General features: G+C 45.6%; 17 protein-coding genes and 1 pseudogene. 7 read left to right on the top strand and 11 right to left on the bottom strand.

Features of this window, described 5'->3' with window-relative positions:
• Positions 1-229: 229 nt before the first annotated feature.
• From OB236_RS35940 to zwf, 4 genes and pseudogenes are all read right to left on the bottom strand, one after another.
• Positions 230-397: pseudogene (locus OB236_RS35940) on the bottom strand (LLM class flavin-dependent oxidoreductase); the annotation flags it as partial.
• 180 nt (positions 398-577) lie between these two features.
• Complete coding sequence (fsa, locus tag OB236_RS35935) at positions 578-1240, bottom strand: fructose-6-phosphate aldolase (protein ID WP_076234069.1); 663 nt, start codon at positions 1238-1240, stop codon at positions 578-580.
• A 111-nt stretch (positions 1241-1351) separates the two neighbouring features.
• Positions 1352-3337 carry a transketolase gene (tkt, locus tag OB236_RS35930; protein WP_262688349.1) on the bottom strand — a complete coding sequence of 662 codons (1986 nt, stop codon included), beginning with the start codon at positions 3335-3337 and terminating at the stop codon, positions 1352-1354.
• On the bottom strand, positions 3321-4844 hold the full coding sequence (zwf, locus tag OB236_RS35925; RefSeq protein WP_262688343.1) for a glucose-6-phosphate dehydrogenase: 1524 nt from the start codon (positions 4842-4844) through the stop codon (positions 3321-3323). The genes tkt and zwf overlap by 17 nt, the downstream gene beginning before the upstream one ends.
• A 125-nt stretch (positions 4845-4969) precedes the next feature.
• Here zwf and OB236_RS35920 point away from each other — a divergent pair, with 125 nt between their 5' ends.
• The 7 genes from OB236_RS35920 (at position 4970) to OB236_RS35890 (ending at position 15199) form a co-directional block, all read left to right on the top strand.
• A complete protein-coding gene (locus OB236_RS35920; protein ID WP_076234071.1) occupies positions 4970-5845 on the top strand; it encodes a LysR family transcriptional regulator in 876 nt (291 codons plus the stop codon).
• Positions 5846-6177: 332 nt separating this feature from the next.
• On the top strand, positions 6178-9798 hold the full coding sequence (locus tag OB236_RS35915) for an AAA family ATPase (RefSeq protein ID WP_262688342.1): 3621 nt from the start codon (positions 6178-6180) through the stop codon (positions 9796-9798).
• Positions 9799-10836 carry a hypothetical protein gene (locus OB236_RS35910; RefSeq protein WP_262688341.1) on the top strand — a complete coding sequence of 346 codons (1038 nt, stop codon included), beginning with the start codon at positions 9799-9801 and terminating at the stop codon, positions 10834-10836.
• Between the two features lie 49 nt (positions 10837-10885).
• On the top strand, positions 10886-11932 hold the full coding sequence (locus OB236_RS35905) for a hypothetical protein (RefSeq protein WP_262688340.1): 1047 nt from the start codon (positions 10886-10888) through the stop codon (positions 11930-11932).
• Between the two features lie 325 nt (positions 11933-12257).
• Positions 12258-12650 (top strand): hypothetical protein, encoded by a 393-nt coding sequence (locus tag OB236_RS35900; RefSeq protein ID WP_262688339.1) that lies wholly within the window; start codon positions 12258-12260, stop codon positions 12648-12650.
• Positions 12651-12793: 143 nt separating this feature from the next.
• Positions 12794-14095, top strand: a complete 1302-nt coding sequence (locus OB236_RS35895; protein WP_262688338.1) for an FkbM family methyltransferase — start codon at positions 12794-12796, stop codon at positions 14093-14095.
• Between the two features lie 24 nt (positions 14096-14119).
• Complete coding sequence (locus OB236_RS35890) at positions 14120-15199, top strand: glycosyltransferase (RefSeq protein WP_262688337.1); 1080 nt, start codon at positions 14120-14122, stop codon at positions 15197-15199.
• On the opposite strand, the gene OB236_RS35885 is transcribed toward OB236_RS35890, so the two are convergent.
• From OB236_RS35885 to OB236_RS35850, 7 genes are all read right to left on the bottom strand, one after another.
• A complete protein-coding gene (locus OB236_RS35885; RefSeq protein ID WP_262688336.1) occupies positions 15190-15621 on the bottom strand; it encodes a GNAT family N-acetyltransferase in 432 nt (143 codons plus the stop codon). The two genes, OB236_RS35890 and OB236_RS35885, sit on opposite strands and share 10 nt — an antisense overlap.
• A gap of 75 nt (positions 15622-15696) precedes the next feature.
• A complete protein-coding gene (locus OB236_RS35880) occupies positions 15697-17034 on the bottom strand; it encodes an amidohydrolase family protein (RefSeq protein WP_262688334.1) in 1338 nt (445 codons plus the stop codon).
• The gene (locus OB236_RS35875) at positions 17031-18401 is read right to left on the bottom strand and encodes an LLM class flavin-dependent oxidoreductase (protein WP_262688333.1); all 1371 of its coding nucleotides are present in this window, start codon (positions 18399-18401) and stop codon (positions 17031-17033) included. Before OB236_RS35875 ends, OB236_RS35880 begins: the two co-directional genes overlap by 4 nt.
• A 52-nt stretch (positions 18402-18453) precedes the next feature.
• Entirely contained in the window at positions 18454-18735 is a 282-nt protein-coding gene (locus tag OB236_RS35870; RefSeq protein ID WP_262688332.1) for a YciI family protein, read from the bottom strand.
• 51 nt (positions 18736-18786) lie between these two features.
• Positions 18787-20157: an LLM class flavin-dependent oxidoreductase gene (locus tag OB236_RS35865; protein ID WP_262688331.1), complete on the bottom strand. Its 1371-nt coding sequence runs from the start codon at positions 20155-20157 to the stop codon at positions 18787-18789.
• Positions 20158-20216: 59 nt separating this feature from the next.
• A complete protein-coding gene (locus OB236_RS39895) occupies positions 20217-20801 on the bottom strand; it encodes a rhodanese-like domain-containing protein (protein ID WP_317259416.1) in 585 nt (194 codons plus the stop codon).
• A gap of 45 nt (positions 20802-20846) precedes the next feature.
• Entirely contained in the window at positions 20847-22220 is a 1374-nt protein-coding gene (locus tag OB236_RS35850) for an LLM class flavin-dependent oxidoreductase (RefSeq protein ID WP_262688330.1), read from the bottom strand.
• Positions 22221-22240: the final 20 nt, after the last annotated feature.

The following is a 22240-nucleotide window of genomic DNA, read 5'->3' as shown; positions in this document are numbered from 1 at the left end:
CTGTTTCCTGGCTTTTACGACTGCCATTGGCTCACCTCTTTAGATTTCTAGACTCATCATATTGTAGGTGAAGCGGATGTGTTACTCTGGCAAAATAGTGAGCGATAATAAATAGCCGTTCACCACACTCTTCTGCCCAGATAGCTTAACGAGTACAGACAACAAAAGTTTACATAATAATTATTATGTAAATCTATCGGGGATGTAATAATGTTGTTGACTTCCGACAATGATGCTCGCCGATGGCATAGACGTCAAGGCCGACTTGATCTGCCAATTGTATCTCTTCTATCGCTTGGCGCAGCCTCTCGGCGTGCGAGACACCACCATTTCCGGGATTTGCATGGAGGAATGTGCTAATTCCTATCGAATAACCGTCCCCAAAACTGAAGCTCATCTGGGCACGGTATTATTTTCTTGACTATAGATAATTATTTCCGAGTCACTTTAGGTGTACCGCGATCAAGTTCATAGTTAAGAAAGAAAATCATTACCAAGATTTTACGTGTGCACAACAAAAAGAGAAACCCATGTCCATAATAAGGACCGGGTTTCTCGATAAGCTGAGTGCAACCTATTACACTGATTTTTTCCAATCGGCAGCGAATTTCTCCATGCCTTGATCCGTTAGAGGATGTTTGGTCAATTGTTCGATGACTGAGAAAGGAACGGTTGCGATGTGCGCGCCAGCCATAGCTACACGTGTTACGTGATCCGGGTTACGGACAGATGCCGCGATGATTTGTGCATCCAGCTTATGCGTGCGGAACAATTCAGCGATTTTTGTAACGAGTAGAACGCCATCTTCCGAAATATCATCCAAGCGGCCCAGGAACGGAGATACATAAGTCGCGCCAGCGCGGGCAGCCAATAGTGCTTGGTTTACAGTGAAGATCAGTGTTACGTTTGTTTTTACGCCTTTTTTCGTCAGGTAACGGCATGCTTCTAAACCTGCCAATGTCATCGGAAGCTTAATGGTGATGTTTTTGTCGTTGTTGTTTATTTTGATAAGTTCATTCGCTTGGGCGATCATGTCCTCAGCTGTTTCTGCTTCAGGTGTTACTTCCGCCGAAACGGATTCAACCTCAGGCACTTCGCGCAAAATTTCAGCGATACGATCTTCGAATTTAACGCCTTCTTTGGCAACTAGCGATGGGTTAGTCGTAACACCGGACAAGATGCCTACTTTGTAAGCCTTTTTGATATCTACCAGGTTTGCAGTGTCGATAAAGAATTTCATTGTTATTACCTCCGGTTATATGGTTATATTTTAAATGACTTGCACAATCCGGCATAATCTCCAAAAATATAGCAACTATGCACGGACTGCTGTTCTATTCCTACTATATTACTATAACAACTCTTTCGTCAAACGAACCACGTTATCCACAGAGAATCCAAAGAATTGCAAGACCTCAGCTCCTGGTCCTGAAGCACCGAAGGTATCGATTGACAATATATTACCGCTTGGTCCCGTGTAACGCTCCCAGCCGAGTGAAATACCGGCTTCAATAGCTAAACGCTTCGTGACAGCCGCTGGTAATACCGACTGCTTATAAGCTTCGGATTGGCGGTTGAACAGCTCACGGCTCGGCATGGCCACAACGCGAACAGAGATATTATCCTTCTCAAGCTCAGCTTTGGCGTTCACGGCCAAGGAAACTTCGGAACCGGTAGCGATCAGGATGACATCCGGCTGAGTGTTGGTTTCCGTCAGAACGTACGCTCCTTTGGCTATCCCTTCCACATTGCCTTTGGTTGCATCGTAGATAGGCAGGTTCTGTCTACTCAGCACTAGAGCGACCGGACCTTCATTTTGCTGCAAAGCATAAGCCCATGCACTTGCCGTTTCGTTGGCATCCGTAGGACGAATGACCGTAAGTCCAGGAATGGTACGCAGCGCTGCCAAGTGCTCAACGGGCTCATGCGTAGGTCCATCTTCGCCGACAGCCACTGAATCATGCGTGAATACGTAAATAACAGGCAGCTTCTGCAGTGCAGCCAGTCGAATCGACGGACGCAGGTAATCGCTGAATACGAAGAACGTGCTTACGAATGGTTTAACACCTCCGTGCAGCGCCATACCGTTGCCAGCCGCGCCCATTGCATGCTCGCGGACACCGAAGTAGATGTTGCGTCCAGCATAGGATTCAACGGCAAATACTTGCTCTCCGCTAATATCCGTCATCGTTGAATGGGACAAGTCCGCGCTGCCGCCAAAAATCGAAGGAACTGATTTAACGAAATGATTGATCGCTTGACCGCTTGCTACACGAGTTGAAATTGTCTTGGAAGAATCGAAGGTCAGGATGTCAGCGGCATCGATCACGACTGAACTATCGATGACTTGTTCAAACTCCGTACCCAGCGCTGGATGCTGATTTTTATATGATGAGACCAATTGGTTCCACGCTGCTTCTTTGGCCTCACCATTTTGTTTAAGCTGTGCAAAATGGTCTCTGACTTCTGCAGGAACCGTGAATTCTTCCTCGTACTTCCAACCATAAACTTCCTTGGTTGCCTTTGCTTCTTCTTTGCCAAGCGGATTGCCATGCGCCTTATTCGTTCCCGCAACTTTACTTCCGTATCCAATAATGGTCCGGATTTCGATAATCGTCGGTTGGGAATCATTTAACTTGGCGGTTTCGATCGCTTTAGCAATTTGCTCGATATCGTTGCCGTCTTCAACTCTTAAATACTGCCAATGAGCGGATTCTGCTCTTTTTTGAATGTTCTCTCCGAAGGAAAGATTGAGGTCCCCATCCAAGGAAATGTCGTTGGAATCGTACAATACAACCAATTTGTTCAGTTTCATATGTCCGGCCATGGACATGGCCTCGTACGAGATCCCTTCCATCAAGCAGCCATCTCCGACTAGCGCATACGTATAATGATCGACGACCGGGAACCCGCTTTGGTTGAATTTCGAAGCCAGATGCGCTTCAGCCATCGCCATACCTACAGCCATAGCAATACCTTGTCCCAGAGGACCAGTTGTAGCATCTACACCATCTGTGTGGCCAAATTCAGGATGTCCAGGTGTTTTGCTGTTCAGCTTGCGGAACTGCTTCACATCTTCTATAGAAAGATTATAACCAGACAAATGCAAAAGGCTGTACAGCAAAGCAGAGCCGTGCCCTGCAGATAATACGAAACGATCGCGGTTAAACCATTTTGCATGGGCCGGATTGTGATTGAGGTGTTTGCCCCAAAGCGCATACGCCATAGGCGCTGCACCCATTGGCAGTCCTGGATGTCCGGAATTAGCCGCGTTTGTGGCATCTATCGATAACGTACGGATCGTATCGATAGCTAGTTGATCAATTGTTTGTGTGATAGGCATATTGTTCTCCTTTTATGGATTCGATTTCTGTTTCCGACTTGTCATCGAACCACCAGTGATAGCCGTCCTGCTCCAACAGCTCATCGGATTCGGCAGGACCGTAGCTTCCGGCTGCATAGTGATGAAGCGGTACCAGATTCTCTTTGTAAGCATCTAAGATAGGCTGAACCCATTGCCATGACAATTCGACCTCGTCCCAGTGCGCGAAGAAGGTAGGATCTCCATGCAAAGCGTCGCGAATCAAATTCTCGTAAGCCTCGGGCACATGATCCCGATTTTCATGAAAGTCAATGTGCATGGGCTTGAACTTCCCTTTGTTCAAAGGATCTCTTGTATTTAATTGGAGCGAAATGCCTTCGTGGGGACCGATTTCAATTACGAGCAAATTAGGTGTTTTGTTGTCATCATTGGCCCCAGGCTGCTTTAAAGGTTCCTTGAACTCGATCACGAGCCGCGTTGATTTGTCCTTCATTCTTTTGCCTGTACGGATATAAAAAGGAACACCGCGCCAAAAATAATCATCGATTTGCAGTTTAGCTGCGATAAAGGTGTCATTACTTGAGGCTGCCGCAATATTCGGTTCGGAAGTATAACCGACCACGGATTGTCCTTGAATCGTTCCTGCTTCGTACTGCCCACGGACAACATAGGAACTGACATCCTCTTTTTGCAGCTTTTCCAGAGATTCCATCACGAGCTTCTTTTTGTATCGGATATTCTCCGATGTACTGTTGTTTGGAAGGTGGATCGTCAGCATCATGAGCAATTGCAGCATATGGTTTTGGAACATGTCTCTAACAGCGCCAACATGGTCGTAATAGCCAGCTCGCTCTTCAACACCGACGATTTCATTTGCCGTTATTTGAACGTTAGCAATGTAACGATTGTTCCATAATGCCTGAAGAACAGGATTGCTCTGCTGCAGAACCTCAAGCTTTTGTACCATTGGTTTGCCCAGATAATGATCGACCCGAAAAATTTCATCTTCTGTAAAAACTTTGCCCAGATTATGATTCAAATCTCGAGCAGATTGCAAATCATGACCGAAAGGCTTTTCGATCACCAAACGCTTCCAGCCATACGCTGAACCAAGTCCGCTCTCATGAATGTTGGCTGTAATCGGTTCAAAAAATTCAGGTCCTACGGACAAATAAAACATCCGATTCGGCTCCATGCGCTGCTCTTCTTCCTGCTGTTCAATCAGCTTCAGCAGCTTCTGATAATCTTCCTTGCGGCCAACATCGAGAACGCTATAGCGGAATGCCCGCAGGAACTTTTTCATAACATCGGGATCATTCGCTTCGCGCCTGGAAAACATATGGAGTGATTGCTCGACATTTGCTTGAAAGGTTTGATCGGATAGTTCTCTTCTTCCCAGCCCGATCACGGAGAAGGATTGAGGTAGTTTCTGATCGACGAACAAGTTATACAAGGCAGGATAAATTTTTCTTTTGGCTAAATCCCCAGTCGCTCCAAATAAGACGAACGTGGTAGCTTCCATTTCTCTCTCTCCTTCCAGCAGGGCCTTCTTCGATAGCTCTGGATTCTATTTCCTAAATCCACTATAATACGAATATCACCTATACAGGTAATTAATATATTTTACAGGAGCTATAGACCACGTCTATGATCAATTACGAACTATACAAGGTTTTTTATTGGGCCGCGAAGACAGGTAGCTTATCCAAGGCAGCCAAATCATTGTTCATCACCCAGCCAAGCGTCAGCCACGCTATCAAGCAGCTCGAGGACAGCTTCGGCATCACCTTGTTTTACCGAAATTCCAAAGGCGTTGCTTTAACGCAAGAGGGCGTCACCCTTTATTCCTATATCGAGAAGTCTCAGATCCTAATCGCCTTGGCAGAGGAAAAGATGGCGGCACTTAAAAATCTGGACAGCGGCGAGCTGCGGATCGGCGGCAGCGATTCGTTGTTCAAGCATTATATGCTTCCTTATCTGGAAACCTATCATCAGAAGCATCCCGGCATCAAATTGCATCTGAATCATGGAACGACACCGGAAACCATCGCTTTTTTGAAAGAGGGAAAAATCGATTTGGGTGTCGTTCGTATGCCCATTGTCGATTCCCAGCTTGAAGTGATGAAGGGTATTCAGCTGCAGGATTGCTTTGTAGCGGGAGCTCATTATGCCGAGCTTAAGGACAGAGTACTCTCACTCGAGCTGCTGCTGCAGTATCCCATCATCCTATTCTCGCGTAATAGCCGGGTACGGATGGCCATCACAGAACTATTTGAAAGCTACGGTTATGAGATCAAACCTGAAATTGAGGTAGGAAGCGTGGATCTTCTCATCGAGTTCGCACGGAAGGGACTTGGCATCTCTTATATAACCAAAGAATTCATTTCCAAGGAACTGGAAGACGGCTCTCTCTTTGAAATTCAATTAGATATCAAGATGCCACCTTCCCAGGTGGGATTCATGATTATGCGCAACATGCCACTTTCCAACGCAGCAAGCAAGTTTATTGAGCTCGTGAAATAGCACCAAAGGGAATCATATAAGTAATCAACAAAAAGCATCCGCAAATCGGTTGAAACCGGCTGGGATGCTTTTCTTGTTACCACGCTTAGAACATAAGAACAAGGCTCTTGAACAGGTCCTTCGGATTCAAATCGTTAGAAACGGCCGCCCGCAGCAGAGCCTTTTGGTGAGATGCGTATGCAGGCTGCAGCCATCTGCACAGAATCTATGGTACTAAGTGAATAAACTCAAAAATCTCTTAACAGCAGGAAAACATTTGTGTAATGTGGAATATCTTTACTATTGATTATACATAATTCGATACGTTTCGAGTTGGGTTGGAGGGCAGCTGAATGAGTTTTAAAAAATGGATAAGGATCGTTTTTCCTGAAATCCAATTGATTGACTTTTTGAAAGAACACAAAGCAGCCGCTCGTATGAGAAGCTCTGCAAATTTATCCAGTACGAACCGTGGACAAGACGATAGTCCTCCCTCCACTGTAACTCATACTTCAACCTCGCTACCCGGTACAGCTCCACTCGGTCCCAATTCTGCTTCTCCGGTCCGTGAGGTATTGGCCGATGTAAAGCGTGGAGTGAAGCAGCTTGGGATTGATCAGTCTCCCCTGGAGTTGGATGACAAATTTGCCGACATCATCAGAGAACTCAATGAGAGGATATGGGCGCAGCACAGCTATATCGAGCAGCTTACAGCTGCCTTTAAGAAAGCTTTTTTTGCCAATGAAAAAGGGAAAGTCAAAAATGTTATCCTCATCTCCGGCCCTGCTGGAACAGGCAAAAAGACATCTCTCGGCTTGCTTATCCAATTACTAAATAAAAAAAATCTAATTCCCTATAAGCGTTACTATGAATTCGATTTAAGCCGCTATAGCGAGGTAGATGTCAAAAGCAACTTTATTGTCGACTGCTCAGCTACCTTCCAGGATGGCTTGGGAACGGTCTGCTTTACCGGAATGAAGAACGCGCATTCTGAGGTTCTGAACTACATCTCCCAGTTGATCAGCACAGGCAGCTTCCGAACACCTGAAGGCACCCAAGTAAATGCTGGCGATTATTTTATCATTTTTGAAATGGATCAATGGGTCAAGGAAAAGCATGTATATAATGCACTGCCAGCCGTTATAGCCTCACAAATTCCGCCAGTTATTCTCAAGAGTATACGATCCTACGCCATATCTGCACCATTAAATGTGGAAACGGTTGAGCGGCTCGTCCAGCAGAAATTCACGAAGGCTGCTTCGACACTAGCCTATCAAACCCAGCTGAATATCTCCTATGAAGAGAATGTGTTTCATCGGCTTGCGGAAATCTTTGTGGAAAGTAAGCGTTATGGACAGGCTATCGATGAGTGGAGTCAAAAGGAATTTGTGGATCGTATTCTCGATCTGCGCTCCAAGGGCGAGCTCCAGGCCAAAGAGCAAGTAACCATACGTTGTGTTGATCAGGAGATCGTAGTGGTTACGTCTACTCAAAGCTTTGTCCTTAAACGCATGTCGATTATTAAGGAAGAAACGCTTGAGGATATTATGCTGGAGCTGGATAGGCTAACAGGCTTGAATCAGGTCAAAGCCTTTATCCACGAGCTGCTGGAGACGGTTAACGCACAGAAAAAACGCGAGCAAGCGGGACAAAAAAACACGGCGATGTCGCTTCATATGGTGTTCTCCGGTAATCCGGGCACGGGTAAAACAACTGTAGCCAGACTTGTTTCGCGTATTTTGAAAGCATTGGGATTATTAGGTCAAGGGCAGCTCATTGAGGTAACAAGGCAGGACCTGGTTGGCGAATATGTCGGATCAACCGCACCCAAAACCTCTGCACAAATTGAAGCGGCCCTGGGCGGCGTCTTGTTTATCGATGAGGCTTACACATTAGCACGGAGCCGCAATGATATCTTTGGCCTTGAAGCGATCGACACTCTCGTCAAAGGCATGGAGGACAATCGCGAGAACATGGTTGTCGTGCTTGCAGGCTATACGAACGAGATGGAAACCTTTCTGAAATCAAACCCCGGGCTGCGTTCACGCTTTCCTTTTATCGTAGAATTTCCAGACTACACACCCGATGATATGTTGGAAATTATGGAACGGACCGCTTTAAGCCGCGATTATCAGATTGATCCCAGCGCCGGCCCTCGTATGCTTGAGCTATTCAAGACCAAGCAAATTCCCGGCAGAAACGACAGCGGCAATGGACGTTTGGTGAGAAACCTGCTGGAGGAAGCGATCCGCAAGCAATCGGTACGACTAAGCAAACAAGAGCCTCCTACAGCTGTGGATTGGAAACTCCTTGTTCTTGAGGATTTTGGCTTGGGTCAAAAAGAAGCCTTTAATATTGAAACAGCACTGGTTGGCATTATCGGACTGGACAATGTGAAGACGTTCATCCGAACCTTGGAGAAGCAAATCATCGTTAACCATCGTCGACAGGAAGCTGGGATTATCGTCGACACCAACCAAAGTCTGAATATGGTCTTTTCAGGAAATCCGGGAACCGGCAAAACGACCATCGCCCGCTTGATTGCACAGATGATGAAGTCGATGGGGATATTGAAGATGGGACATCTCGTTGAGGTCGACCGCTCCCATTTGGTCGCTGAATATATGGGCCAGACCGCAACCAAGACCAAGGAACTGGTAGAGTCAGCTTTGGGCGGTGTTCTATTCATTGACGAGGCGTATGCCCTCGCTGAGGAAGGTATCCAGGGTGGCGGATTTGGCAAGGAAGCCGTAGATACTTTAGTCAGATTGATCGAGCTGCACAAGGACAATTTGATCGTCATTTTGGCAGGCTATACGGGAGAAATGAGAAGCTTCCTGAAAATAAATCCCGGCTTGTCCTCCCGCTTTCCATTGATGATCGAGTTTCCTGACTATACCGCCGAGCAGCTGGAACAGATCACTTTAAAAATGGCAGAGTCTCGTGGCTTCACCATTGAAACGGATATTCGCGAGGGGCTTATGGCTTATTATGAGAAAAAACAGATTCCCGGCAAAAACGACAGCGGCAATGGCCGATTAGCTCGGAATACATTGGAGGAGGCGATCCGTAACCAATCGATTCGTATCGCTGATCAACCAGACCTGCCTGTGCACCAGCTTAACCTTCTCAATAAGGCGGATTTCAATATTATCCCCGCTTCCGACAAACGTGAGAATCATAATGCGCTGCACGAGCTTGAGGAAGTGATTGGATTAATTGAGGTTAAGGATTTTGTAAAAGGAATCTCTGCGCAGATCGAAATGGGTAATCGCCGCAAAGCAATGGGTTTGCCTGTGGAAGGAACGCAAACGCTGCATATGATTTTCAAGGGCAATCCAGGAACAGGTAAAACCAAAATCGCACGTATAATCGCCAAACGGCTCAAGGAGCTGGGAGCGGTTAAATCCGATTCCGTTGTTGAAACGGATCGTTCAGGCCTTGTAGCCGGATATTTGGGACAAACTGCACTAAAAACAAAGGATGTTATCGACCAGGCTTTAGGCGGAGTATTGTTCATTGATGAGGCCTATGCCTTGGCTAGCGGCCAGGATGACTTTGGCAAAGAAGCCATTGATACACTTGTTAAAGCAATGGATGATTACAGAGACCGGCTGGTCGTCATTCTGGCTGGCTATGAGCAGGATATGGACGACTTCATTGCCAGTAATGCCGGCTTGAAATCGCGCTTTCCGAACATCATTTCGTTTCCCGATTATTCTCCTGAGGAAATGCTGCAGATCAGCCGTTTAATCTTCAAATCCAAGGGCTATCAAGCTGCCGCGGGTGCGGATACGGCATTATTAGGTCTCTTCCTGCAATATATTGGCGATCCTACAGCCGGAAATGGACGATTGGTTAGAAATATATGTGAAAAAGCTATTCGTAATCACGCTGTTAGGCTAAGCGGAAATCCTATGGCAACGGTCGAAGAATTATCTACTATCATTTATGAAGATATTGGAAGGTTATAAATGAAAAATTCAAACTCAGCTGCAGGACTCGGGTGCGTATTAGCACTCTTAGTATTGCCCTTTTTTATTTTTTTAGTTTTAATCTTCTACAGTGTTGATACTTACAAGAAAGAGATTTTTTTGGGACCCTTGTACATTATTTATGCTTCGATTAAAGTGTTGGTACTGGAGGTACCAGCCTCTAATTTTCCTTATGGCGTCCTATTGTTCTTAGGAGTCATACTTTACGGTTCTATGATGATTCCAAAGATCCGGAGCCTTTATGATGAACTTCCTGTCCTGATTCCTTTTCTTCAAATGTGCTTTCTTACGCTTATTGCTTCGATCATCGGTTTTTATATCCTAAATGCTTGGGCAGATAACCAAACGTACGCAAAAGTAGAAGCTGTTTTATTAACTGTTACCACATTTGTGCTGATGCGTCTGTTCATGTCTTATTGGTACTACAGCTTTCCAATCAGCTCCATGATTACCCGCGAGGAAGAGCAAGATATTCAGGCCATCCAGGTAAATGGCGGCTCTGTTAATCAATCACCGCTTCCCCATGGATCGATGCATAAGAACCTTGTCCTGTTTGCTCTGATATTTGTTTTTTTCCTTACGATGTTTTTTCTTGCTAACATCCCTCCAACTTTAGACACAAATAAGTTGATGAAAGAGCAAATAAGCAGAGAAGCAGCGGCTGGCGCTATATTGTTCCATGGAGAAGAAAAAAATGGTATTCAAGCTAAAAACTTTGAAGTTCCAGGTCTCACCAGAAGCGTCTCTACAAGAATGTTAATATGGGACTATAACCTAGAGGACAACGATAAAGTACAAATTTTGGTGGATGGAAAGCCTATACATGATTCAATAGTGCTGACCCATACACCTGTAGCTTTCACTGTTCCTGTTCCAAGCGTCATTACTATTAAAGGCATTCAAGACCAGGGAGGCGGGCTCACATACGCAGTTAAATTTCCACAAACCAAATACACTTTCTTCAACATCGTCGCTGTGAATGGTGTGAATACGTACACATTGATGCCTGCACCTTAGGTAGCAATATAAAAGTCTCTTCTCTTTTGAAGATGTTGGGGGACAGCAGATGAAAAATTCCAAGCAAAATTCTAATGAAGGCTCTGTCAATAGCATACTCCCCTACCTAATCGTTTTTGCTTTGTGCTTACTTTTGTTCGTTATATATATCTATGACACTTACCCGGAAGATGTCTTTTTGGGAGCAGTCTACTTTATGGTTGCATCGATTAAGGTGGTTGCACTAGAGGCTCCGGGTATAGATTTTCCGTTTACTATCCCATTCTTTATAGGACTTATTGTTTACGCTTCTATGATCACTCCGATAGTGCGGAATATGTACGATGGATCGCCTGCCCTGATTTCGTTGTTCCAATTATGCTTTCTTATGCTGGTTACATCTGTTATCGGTCTCCACTTCCTGAACGCTTGGGCGGATAATCAACTGCTGACCAAAACGAATGCCGTTTTAATTACGATTATTACCTATGTTTTGCTGCGTCTGTGCATCTCTTATTGGTACTACAAATACCCAATCAGCTCCGTAATCACAACGAAGGAATCGTCAAGTTTACAGGTCATCCCGGTAGCTGCTGGATTAGTCAGTCGATCAGTGCTTCCTAATGAATCCAAGCATAAACAACTTGTCCTACTGGGTCTGATATTGACTTTTTTTCTAGGTATTTATTCTTATATTAATACGCCTTCGAGCTTAGACCACGATAAGATCATGAAAGAGCAAATCAGCAGAGAACCAGCAGCTGGCACTAAATTATTCAACAAAGAAGAGCGCAATGGTATTCAAACTAGAGATTTCAATATTTCTGGCTTAACACGGGGTGTCTCAACAAGAATGTTAATATGGGACTTTAACTCAGAGGATCACGATATTGTGCAAATTCTGGTGGATGGAAAAATTATTCAAGATTCATTTGTACTAACCAATACGCCTGTAGCTTTCACTGTTCCGGTTCCTGGTGTAATTACCATCAAGGGCACTCAAGATCAAGGAGGCGGACTCACGTACGCAGTCAAGTTTCCGCAAACCAGATTCACTTGTTTTAACATCGTCGCTGTGAATGGTGTGAATACATATACCTTATTGCCTAAACTATAAATTACAAATTACCAAACGAGTTAAATTTGAATAGGAGGATATTACAATAGACCCAAGAAAGAATGTAAGAAATAAAGAGGCCCCTCAATCCGTTCAACAGAGGGTGGGTATCTCTTCACAAGCTCCATTAGTTCCTCTTGAGGAAGAGTTAAATAGTGAGGAAACCCTGGTTCCGAGCAGCCCTCTTCCAAATCCTGCCCCTTCTGAACCCCCAAAAAAACCTAATAAATGGCTGAATTCAATCCTGGTCCTGCTTGGAGTAGGATTGCTTTTTCTTACTATCAATTATGCTTTTAATGGGAGTACCCCAACCATAGGAAGTAACGTGATTAATAAAGAGCAAATCAGCAGCCAGGTCGTGGCTGGTACTGTATTGTTCAATAAAGAAGAAAATCCGGGACTTCAAGCTAAAGACTTCAAAGTTAATGAATTGAAGCAAGGCGGGTCTGCCAAATTGGTCATATGGGATTTTAACGTACAGGATTACGATGAAGTGCAGATTTTTGTGGATGGCAAGCCTATTCATAATTCTGTTGTATTGACCCATACACCTGCTGAATTCAGTGTCTCGGTACCTAGTGTTGTTACCATAAAAGGTATAAGTGACAAAGGGGGCGGAATCACATATGCAGTTAAGTTTCCAACCAATAATTTAACTTATTTTAATGTCGCCAATGTGAATGAGATCAATACATATACCTTGGTACCAGGTCCTTAAATCCGAGAAAGCTGTTCGAGTTCGATTTGAAAATGACATCTCCCACATCAAGGAATACAAATTTGATTTGCAGCATAAGGATTGTTACGTAGCTCTAATATTTTCCAAATTCTCTGCCTAGCTGGAAAGGTGGTAGTTGAAGTATGCCTGATGAGTTAATCTTACTGGAAAGAACATTAAAAGAAAGCTTGATTTACAATATACATGATGTGGATGTCCTGTTGAAGCTGGGTGAGATCTACCATTCGAGTGGTCGGCAAACCTTAGCGAAACTCTGTTTTTCAGCAATTCTCGGCATTTCCAAAGACATCTCTGTAAAAGAAAAAGCGAGGGCGCTTTTATTCCAATCCGAACGACTTGTTCAAACCTATCCAAATCAGGCTCAAACTACTGAGTTTTTAGATTTACTTATCCAAAAGCTGCTCGCTCATTCAGCGAATGATTATTATTACAATATTGATATGGAACTTTTTGAGCTCATGTCTGTACCGATTCCTATAGATCCAATTGTGGTTAATACCGAAAGCGAGAAAAAGGAAATTCTTAAACATTTACAAGGAATTATTGAAATGTATGATCATCTGGAAGATCAGCCTTCTCGGGATTTGTTGATAACTGTGTTGGCTTTTCGATTATTGAGCAATAAGAAAATAAAGCTTCCTTTAAATACGAATGAATATTGGAATCAGAGGCAATCCCTACACAATCTTATTCGTGCCACTGAGACCATTAAGACTAAATATCATGGATGGAGCCTTCCCCTTTTTGATTTAAAAGAAATTGGATACGATCTCCGGCTGTTCTGTATTTCCATTGGAGTCAGCGCTACTTTTATGGACCGCCAGTATGAGTACGATAAGCTTGCACCCATTATTAAAGCTAGAGAATCCGACGTTGTTATCGATGCAGGTGGGTGTTTCGGAGACACTGCATTATACTTTGCTCATGAGGTTGGCGAGACTGGGCACGTATACACATTCGAATTCATACCGAGTAATTTGGAGATTATGAGGAAAAATCTGGACCTGAATGAACAACTTAAACAGCATATTACGATTGTTGAACGCCCTCTTTGGCATGTATCCAATGAATTACTGTATTACACGGATCGAGGAGCTGCGAGCTCGGTTTCTTTCTCCAAAACGAACGAATCCAATGATCAAGTCTTAACGATTACTATTGATGATTTGGTCAACGAAAGGAACATAACCCAAATCGATTACATTAAAATGGATATAGAAGGAGCAGAAATGAATGCGTTGAGAGGCGCTATTCAAGCCATTCAAACCTTTCGTCCGATACTGGCCATTGCTATCTATCATCAAATCGAGGATTTTACTGCTGTCGTAAATTTCGTAGCACAATTAAACTTGGACTACACATTTTATTTAGGCCACTACACCATATATGCTCAGGAAACGATTCTTTATGCGGTCCCGAAGTAAGAATGGGAGGAGTTTATATGAGCTATGATAAATGAGCCTTTGGCTGGCAAGACACGTCGCCTTGCGATAATCGATACTACATTTCCATGGAAACAAAGTGGTTTTCGTTATTGGGAAAATATGGAATTTCATAATCAAAAGCCTGATACGCTTTTTTTTGCTACAAACATATATACAGATGAATTTCCGGCACAAGTTTATCCATTCGAATCATTTGCAGCACTCGCACAAAAAGAGGGAATTACGGATATCTATTGTGTGTTTCTAAATTTGGTTTTGAGTCTGCAAGGGCGGTGTTATCTCCCTGATGGTACCTATATGCCTGGATCTAATCCTGGTTTGAACATCATGCCACTTCTACAAGGGCATGGTATTAACCTCCACACGACACTATACCCGGGAGGTGGCTTGGGTCCCTCCACTTCTGATGAATTTCTCCGTATAGCTTCCCATCATTGCTCAACCATATTTACGAACATTGCTGAAGTATTAAATGTCATTCCCAATAGCATTTATTCTCCGGTAGTGATCAATACAGACTTTTACACTTATACTCCTAAATCCACAGTAAAACCCATACAAATAACTTTTTCCGCTCATCGTGCCGAGCGTAAAGGGTTTCCATTATTGGCACAAGTTTTTAATCAGCTTGATGACCATTATCATCTAAATATCATAGGCGATTGGGAACATGATCTCCATCTACTAACCAATACAAACTATACTTTTTGGGGCCTTCTAAATCCTGAAACGATTAAGATGATTTATGAGCAATCTCATGTATTCATTTACAGTGGTACTTATGATCAGTTTGCTCTTGATGGGTTTCCTACAACAGCAGCAGTTGATGCGATGGCAACTGGTTGTATCTTGGTTTCCACCAATCCTCGTAATGACCACTTTGTACTCGAAAAAAATGTAGACTATCTTGAGGTGGAAGCGGACATAAAATCAATAACAGATACTTTGTTCTGGATTAAGGAAAACTTTCAGAAATCTTTGGAAATCGGCATTAATGGTGCAACCAAAATCAAAAATCGATTTGATTCAAAGGTTATTGTGCAATCGAAATTATCACATATATTCAAAACATCTCACTCTTGAGATAAGGTCTTCTTGAAATATACCGCGGAATCATCATAACCTATGGCCTTGTAAAAGCTGCCGGCTCTTCTGGTAGCTAGGGCAACCAGTTTTGAATTGCGCTGGTAAGCCTTCTCTTCAACTAGTTCCATTAACTTCTTACCGATCTTCTTTCCCCTGAACTCTTCTATAACAAATAATTCCTCTACCCAGCTTATGACTCCATTTGCATAAAAAGTTGAGTGATGAAATACTAAAACATATCCAATCAATCTGGCATCCGTTTCTGCAATGATGATATCTGCATTTCTATCACTTAAGAGATCTTTGAATATTGTAGAGTAATCTTTCATATTAGGTTTATAGCTTGTCGCAAGACTTGCTGCTAAACTGAATAGTTCCTCTTCGTCCTGGAGAACGGCTTCTCTGTAATTTATACTCATTGAACCACTCCTCCTATCATTACAGTAAATTATAAACATTTTTCAATATTTTGGAAATGAAAAAGAGGGGTTGATTTAAAAACCAACCTCCTCAGTATGTTGAATCCATTCCGACAATTGGCGGCTGTGATATAACCAACGCGTATCGCGATATATCCATCGATTCATGGGCAGCTCAGCGAAAAGCTCGATTGGTGATTGTGCATCAAATACGACGAAACGAGCTGGTAAACCGGGCTTTATCCCGTACTGCTTCAGACCGATTAATGACGCTGGGATCGTCGACAGCATACGAAGGAGCGTATGCGCATCATCAGCGCTTCCCATTTGAACGGCGTAGCCGGTTAGCAGCCCAATCTGCAGCAAGTCACCGCTTCCGTAGGGATGAAACGGATCCTGCACATTATCCGATGCGGTCGCAACAGGAATACCTGCGGCCATCAGCTCCTTAACTCGCGTTACACCGCGACGTACTAAACCTTTATCCCCCCTGCCCTGCAGGTATAAATTGGTGGCAGGCAGCGTAATGACCTTCAACTGAGCCAAAGCCATATTATCGATAATCGCTGCTGCACGACTCTCCTCTATGGCGCTCAATGAGCACAAATGACCGACCACCACTTTGCCCTGATAATCATTACGTATGGTGGCAGTCGCAATGGCAGATACGGTCTGTACCTGAGGGTCATCCGTCTCATCTGCATGCAGATCGACGTCTTTGTTATATTTCCTGGCAATAGCAAAAAGCCGCTCTAGATATGCCTCCGGTTCATCAGCAATGTGCGGCGCACCTCCAACTGCATCCATCCCCGCCTGCATGGCTTCGTCGACAGCTTCCCACATAGCAGGTGTGTGTCCCCGGCTTGGAACGAACAGAACATACTGGATATCGACGATTCCGCTCAACAGCTCCCTCGCCTCCAGAGCCGCATGAACCAGGCGAAAAGCAGCTTCCCGACCATGCTCGAACGGGAAATGCACATGCGAGCGAATGGCTGTCGCACCACCCGCAGCAGCACGCAAAGCGGCTTTATGGATTCGGGCTACAAGCGCCTCACGCGTAAATTGTGGAATTGCAGCACTATAGTTACGAATCGCTTCACCGAGTGTACCTGAGTCATTTCTGACAATTCCTGATGTAAACGCCTTGTCAAGATGCGCGTGAGCCTCAACAAGTCCGGGCAGCAGCATTTTCCCGCCAAGATCTATGGTACGTGAAGCTGAGGTGCTGCAAGCCAGCTGTACATCCTCTAGAGGGATGCTGCCATGATCCCGAATTATCCCGTGCTCCTGCTGCGGATTCACTGACTGCCAGAATCCATTGGCAGCCGTTAATTCATATAGCTGCGCTGGAGATCCTTCAGCCAAAGGCAATCGTGCATTAATTAGATGCAAGCTGCCCAGAAGACTCATGCTCTAACACCCAGTACTGACCGTGTACGTCCGGGATGCTGGTCTGGCAGATTTGGTCCTTGACCGAATAGCTTGTCACGCAGCACGCCATCACTGTAATGCTCTTGTACAAGCCCCCTCCGCCTCAGCTCGGGAACAACAAGCTCGACGAAATCGCGAATAGTGCCGGGGCGTGTAATATACGAAATGTTGAAGCCGTCAGCACCGGTTTGTTCTATATAACGCTCCATCGCATCGACAATCTGTTCAGGAGAGCCAATTGTCAGCGAAGTTGTTCCGAAAGCATAAATATTGGCCAATTCATCTACCGTCCAATGCTTGTCGGGATAATCGTTCAAATACTCGATGATCGAACGGTTGTTGCTATTTTTGGCAAACTGCAGAAGCCTCTCAGGTCCATAATCGGCAAAATCGATACCCGACCAGCCACCAAGCAGTGCAAGCAGCCCCTCAGTGCTGGAATACTTCAAATAATCCTGATACTTGCGCTGCGCTTCTTCCTCTGTACGCCCGACAATGACAGTCAATTTCGGGAAAAATAGCAGGTCCTCCAGTCGACGCCCTACCGCTTGTGCTTTGCTGCGAATATCGTCGATGATGGTCTTGGTCGCCTCGGGTGTAGGTGTATTCAGAAATACATCTTCGGCATGCGATGCTGCAAAAGCCCTCCCCCGCGTCGATGCTCCTGCCTGATAAATGACCGGTGTACGCTGCGGTGAAGGCTCGCACAGATGAATGCCAGGAACCTTGAACCGGGCTCCTTCGTGTCCGATATCATGGACCTTCGATGGGTCCGTATAGATGCGAGCCTCACGGTCCTGTACAACAGCATCCGCCTCCCAACTCGCTTCCCACAGCTTATAGCAGACGTCAAGGTATTCCTCGCCAATCTCATAGCGTTCTTCCGCAGTGAGCTGATCCTCCAAGCCATAATTACGGGCAGCGCTTTTCAGAAAGGAGGTAACCACATTCCAGCCGATACGCCCCTTGGTCAAATGATCGAGCGTGGACATTTTGCGAGCTAATGCATAAGGATGCTCATAGGTCGTAGAGCAGGTAACGGCAAAGCCAAGATGCTTCGTCACTGCAGCCATCGCCGGAATTACATACGTCGGATCATTGATCGGCGCTTGAATCGCCTGTTCCAGGCAAGTATCCCGGCTTTTCTTGTACACATCATATTGTCCCAGCACATCAGGGAAAAAGACCGCATCAAAGCCTCCGCTTTCCAATAGCTGAGCAAGCTCCGTCCAATAGCTAAGATCCTTATAGCGATGTCCTTCGTCGTCGGGATGAGCCCATAGCCCTGGCGTATCCGTTGGGCAGCTTTTCTCTATTGCATTTAAATAAATTCGTTTTTTAGCCATAACGTACACATCCTCTCAGTTGTTCTTGAAATCAGCTGCAGGTGAGTTAGATTTAAGCAATCGTTACACCAGGAGCCAGCTTCAGATCCCATTCATGAACTTCAGCGCTTCTGATGCCTTCTACAATAAAAGGGTCCTTGTTTACCAGTTCCTGTACCTCATCGATAGATTCAGCTCGATATACCGCTACGCCGCCCCAACCGTCCAGTAATCGACCGTGCGCGATCACCGTTCCTGCTTCTCTTAAAGCAATCATGTAGGCCATATGTGCTGGTGCCACGGTAGGCGCAATTTCCGGTTTGAGCAATTTGGCAAATACTATAAAATAACGCATATCTTCCCGTATCCTCCTCTATTTATTTCAGCCGTTCCTGCATCCGCTGCATCAATCAATCCTCACCTGTGACGCAGGATGATCCGATGGTGTATGCGGGCCGTGATTGAATAGCTTATCGCGTAAGGTGCCTGGTTTATAGGAGGTTTGTATACGTCCCCGGCGCTGCAGCTCAGGCACGACCCCATCAATAAATTCACCGATGCTTTTTCCGCGAACCGCATAGGCCAAGTTAAATCCATCGACACCGGTGCTTTCAACGAATGCTTCCATATAATCGGCAATCTGCTGGGGTGAGCCGACGGTTACATTACCCGCTCCGCCAAACGCATACAACTCCGCCAGCTCTTCTGTTGTCCAGCGTTTGCCTTCATCTACACGCCGCAAATAATCCGCTATGTATTGGCTGCCATTGCTTTTCTTCCTGATGTAAGCAAGCAGCTCATCCGGGGTATAGGCAGATAAATCAATACCGGACCATGAGGACAATAGAGCAAGCGTGCCTTCTGTACTGACATAACGTACATATTCAGCAAACTTCGCTTTCGCTTCCACTTCAGTAGGCGCCACAACAGGTACAAACCGTGGGAAGAAACGAAGCTGCTGCGGGTCACGTCCTGCTGCTTCTGCTTGATTTCGAATATCTTGCACGAGAAAACGTGTTTCCTCCACCGTCATCGCATTCAGGAAGATACATTCGGCATGCTGCGCCGCAAACTGACGACCACGGGTTGACGAACCTGCCTGGAATAGTACAGGTGTTCGCTGCGGCGAAGGCTCGCACAAATGAATACCCGGAACCTTGAAGAAAGTGCCTTCATGCCGAATCTCGTGTATTTTGGCTGGATCGGTGTACACCCGGTTTATCCTATCGCGTACAACCGCATCAGACTCCCAGCTGCATTGCCACAGCTTGTAGCATACGTTCAAGAATTCGTCTCCACGATCGTAACGCGTATCGTGCTCCATCTGCTCAGTTAAGCTGAAATTCAATGCTGCACTATTCAAATTCGAAGTCACGATGTTCCAGCCAATACGACCGTTCGTTAGATGGTCAAGCGTGGACATCTTACGCGCCAGTGCATAAGGATGATCGTAGGTAATTGATGAGGTGACGGCAAAACCCAAATGCTCGGTCACCGCAGCCATCGCCGGAATCAGGTAGGAAGGATCGTTGATGGGCAAGCTCATTCCTTCGCTCACAGCCGTGTCTCTGCTGTTCTTATAAGTACTGAATGTCCCCAGTGCATCAGCGAAAAATATGGCATCAAACTTGCCCCTCTCCAGCAGCTGTGCAAGCTCCGTCCAATAGGACAGCTCCTTGTAATCGGAAGCTCTGCTGTCGGGATGCGTCCACAATCCGATATTATCGACCGTCGGACAATTTTTTTCGATAAAATTGAGACCAATCCGTTTACTCATGCTGATATCCTACTTTCCATGAGGAATAACAATCTTCATTGGTATAAAAAGTATTGGAACTAACGCAGCTCTTTCCACGCGGTCATCCCGCCAGCCACGTTCATCAATCCCGTGTAGCCGTTGGACAGCAGCCATTCGCATGCTTTTAGGCTTCTACGGCCGCCTCTGCATACGAAGAATAACTCGCCAGCCGGTTGAATTTCCGTATGTCTATGCTCCAGATCGCCAAGACGGATGTGTATGGCACCTGGTACTATACCTTCAGCAACCTCATGGTCCTCACGGACATCAATAATCGTCAGCTTCTCGCCGTTCTCTATGCGTTCCCGTAGTTGAGCGGCAGTAATCTCACGAATACCTCCAAGTCCCGTATGAGGAGCCCATCTGACGTCCCAATGATAAAGTTCATATTCTCTAACACCATGTACGACAAATGGATCCTTCTCGATTAGCGCTTGTACTTCCTCAATGGAATTACCACGATAAATAACGAGTCCACCCCCAGCCGGTCCGTTTAACAAACGTCCGTTACCACTTACCTTGCCTTCCAGACGCAGCTGACTTAAATACTCAATGTGTGCTTCCAGATAAACCGGTGCCAATTCCTGGTTAGCCGGCTTCATCCATACAGCATAATACGCCATTCTATCTCCTCCAAACCAAATATTCAAAACAAGCCCATCCTTAGCTTACCTCTTTGTACCTACAGCTTCAGCAAGTTGCCGACCCGGATGATCGTCTCGCAGGTAAGGTCCTTCACCGAATATTTTCTCCCGATACGTCCCTTCCCCGTACTCCCTTTGCACAAGTCCTCTGCGCTGAAGCTCGGGTACGACCAAATCGACAAATGCATTAATCGTTCCCGGTTGGATAATGTGACCAATATTAAACCCGTCGACACCGGTCTGTGTGATAAAATCTTCAATCGTATCGGCGATTTGCTCCGGGCTCCCGATAGTTAATGAACTCGTACCGAAGGCGAAGAAATTGGCCAACTCCTCAGCGGACCACTTCTTGTCCGGATCGGATCGTTTCCACGTCTCAATGATACCGCGATTGTCGCGCTTTTCGACAAATTCAAGCAGCTTGTCATCGCCAAGCTTGGAGAAATCGATTCCTGACCATGCTCCTAACAGTGCAAATATGCCCTCTGTGCTGGAATATTGAAGAAAGCTCTCATAACGACTCTGCGCTTCGGTTTCGGTACGTCCTACAATCGGCGTGAGCTTAGGGAAAAACAACACCTTAGCAGGATCGCGACCCTGCTTCTCAGCCCGTTCACGTATATCCTGCACGATGAAGCGGGTAGCCTCAATCGTGGGCGTATTCAGAAAAATGCATTCCGCATGCTTGGCGGCAAATTCTCTGCCTCTTGTCGAATTACCAGCCTGAAACAACATCGGAGTCCGTTGAGGCGACGGCTCGCTGAGATGAATGCCTGGAACTTGGAAAAACGTTCCTTGGTGATGAATATCGTGCACTTTGGAGGGATCTGTATAGATGCGTCGCTCTTTGTCTTGCACGACCGCGTCTTCCTCCCAGCTTGCTTCCCACAGCTTGTAGACGACATCCATATATTCATCCCCGCGATCATAGCGCTCTATCAGACCAAGCTGCTCTTCCAAACCGTAGTTTTTAGCAGCACTGTCCAGATTCGAGGTGACAATATTCCAGCCAACCCTGCCTTTAGTTAGATGATCCAGCGTGGACAGCTTGCGTGCCAATGCATAGGGATGCTCATACGTTGTGGAGAAGGTAGCCGCAAAGCCAAGATGCTTGGTTGCTGCGGCCATCGCCGGGATCAAATAACTGGGGTCATTTAAAGGAACCTGGATCGCTTGACGGATGGCAGTATCCATATTGCCCTGATAAACATCATACACACCGAGCATATCAGCAAAAAAGATAGCATCGAACTTGCCTCGTTCCAAGGTTTGGGCCAGCTCAACCCAGTACTTCAGACTGGTGTACTCATAGCTTCGGTCTTCGGGATGAGCCCATAAGCCTGGTGATGCGGTTGGACCGGAAATCGTGACAGCGTTCAAATAGATTCTTTTATTCATAGTAGGAAATCCGCCTTTTT

The organism is Paenibacillus baimaensis (genome assembly GCF_025567575.1).
The sequence above is the reverse complement of the archived record's forward strand: the minus strand, read 5'-3'. Positions and strand labels throughout refer to the sequence as shown.